The sequence below is a fragment of the Mesotoga sp. UBA5847 genome (assembly GCF_002432735.1).
Taxonomy (GTDB): domain Bacteria; phylum Thermotogota; class Thermotogae; order Petrotogales; family Kosmotogaceae; genus Mesotoga.
The window spans coordinates 6,495-8,270 of record NZ_DJGL01000016.1 but is presented as its reverse complement, the minus strand read 5'-3'; the positions used below and the strand labels follow the sequence as shown (position 1 = coordinate 8,270).

3 protein-coding genes are annotated in these 1,776 nt (G+C 46.5%); all 3 read right to left on the bottom strand.

The window, feature by feature from the left end:
* Positions 1-15: 15 nt before the first annotated feature.
* The 3 genes from B3K91_RS02330 to B3K91_RS02320 all read right to left on the bottom strand — a co-directional run bounded on the left by B3K91_RS02330 (position 16) and on the right by B3K91_RS02320 (position 1,713).
* Positions 16-267 (bottom strand): hypothetical protein, encoded by a 252-nt coding sequence (locus B3K91_RS02330; RefSeq protein WP_292593928.1) that lies wholly within the window; start codon positions 265-267, stop codon positions 16-18.
* On the bottom strand, positions 227-406 hold the full coding sequence (locus tag B3K91_RS02325; RefSeq protein ID WP_292593930.1) for a hypothetical protein: 180 nt from the start codon (positions 404-406) through the stop codon (positions 227-229). The genes B3K91_RS02330 and B3K91_RS02325 overlap by 41 nt, the downstream gene beginning before the upstream one ends.
* Positions 407-765: 359 nt before the next feature.
* Positions 766-1,713 (bottom strand): phosphotransferase enzyme family protein, encoded by a 948-nt coding sequence (locus tag B3K91_RS02320; RefSeq protein WP_292587820.1) that lies wholly within the window; start codon positions 1,711-1,713, stop codon positions 766-768.
* Between the last annotated feature and the right edge of the window lie 63 nt (positions 1,714-1,776).

Sequence of the window (1,776 nt, the reverse complement as noted above, 5' to 3'; positions counted from 1 at the left end):
GAAGTATTGAGAAAACTAAAGGACGGAAGCGCCGGCGGTCCCTGTCGAAGCGGCCAAACGGCAACTGTCAGGCCGAAGGCATATGTATCCGTGCTTTTGAAAAGCACTCTTGCATAATATCGTCGAAAAGCGACCGACGAAATGACACTGCTGTTCCGGCCGGACTGAAAGGACGTAAGTGCCGCTTCGCGATCTGGAATCCAGAAGGCCGTCCATCTTCAGTTCGTTATATGCTTTCACAACAACGCTCCTGTTCAGGCTGAGCAACGTCAAAAGCTCTCGCTCGGAAGGAAGTCTTGTGCCCTAGAAATCTCCCCCTAATTATCGCTGTTCTCAACTGATCTATCAGCTGCTTGAACAAAGGGACTCCAGAGCCTCTTTCGACGACGATTTTCAGCCCGAGCATGGATTCACCTCCTCAAACAGATTATACTTCGACACTAGCAATTGACCATACCATTAAGCCGTCAATAAAACATGCCGTTTATCTTCCATCGATCTGTTTCTCTTCTAAAATGACTCAGCTGAATAACATGGTCAAAGACTTCAATGCAAAGCGGATCGCTCCAATTGCCAGGATCCGACTGCCATTGTTCTGATGGCAGACATTATAGTTTAATATGCGACAGCGATAGATTAGCAAAAATCGAGGCGAGGGACTCTCGGTATTCTATAAGAAATATTCAATTAGGAACAAATGAAAAGGAACGATGCTAAGGAGAAAAGAAAGCGCGGCGGGAAATTAACTATCTCTTGAACCACACACTAGATAACCTTTTCGGAACCGGCCAGGACAAGACCCGCCTTTTCCTTGATACGACTACTGTTTTTGTACAGCCATTTGAAGACATTCTTTGCGAAGCGCGCTTCTTCAGTCAATTCTTTCGCAGTGAAGTAATGAATCTGGATGATCGAAATAGCAGAAAGAAGATAGACAAAACTCTCCCTCTCGCTCGAGGAAAGAGTGTTTTCTGAGGAGTATCCTTCAAGCAAGTACGGAAGCAAATAGAGGAAAAGCGATGGAGAACCCATCTTCAGAAACTCGGCGAAGACGCTATGAACTAGATAGGCAAGATCTAGCACTTTCACTTCTCGAGTCGCACAATCAAAATCTACTATCCCAGAGACCTTCCCCTCGTGGATGATTATGTTCCCTGGATGGTAGTCGCCATGGATGATCTGGACCGGCAGTCTATAATATATCTTGTAGAAATCGGTGAAGAATTCCTCAACACTTTCGAGTTTCATTTCTAAGTCCCCTGCACTGAAGTACCGCAGGGCAGCTGTCAGCGACTTCAGCAGATTCGTTCTTTCAAGCTGATCGTCGTCGATTTCTTCTAGAGCTTTGTGGAGCCTTCCGGTGAAAATGCCAAGTTCAACCGCCAACTCCGGAGTGGCATGAGAGATGTTGGAGTCGGCCTTTTCTCCTTCTATGTAAGAAAACACTGAGTAAACGTACTTGCCGATTCTTACTTCAGACTTGCCGTTGCGGGCATAAACGGGAGCCGAAACAGGAACTCCGGTACCGACAAGATTCGCCAGAAGACCACTACGACAAGAACCGGCAGGAACACTCGCGGCCCTTCTCTTCAACACATACAAACGACCACCTGAGCTGACTACCGAAGCTCTGCCATTCAATGCTCTCTCAAACCTGATCTTTTCCTTAAACCCCCAGAACCTGGAAATCCGGGAGAAGGGAATTCTAGACATATATAACCACCCCGGATACTCAAACAAAATCATTATACAACATTTCGATCCGATAACCCGCTC

Coding starts and splice junctions, on each gene's coding strand:
- B3K91_RS02320 (WP_292587820.1), bottom strand. CDS start 1,713: ATGTCTAGAATTCCCTTCTCCCGGATTTCCAGGTTCTGGGGGTTTAAG.
- B3K91_RS02325 (WP_292593930.1), bottom strand. CDS start 406: ATGCTCGGGCTGAAAATCGTCGTCGAAAGAGGCTCTGGAGTCCCTTTG.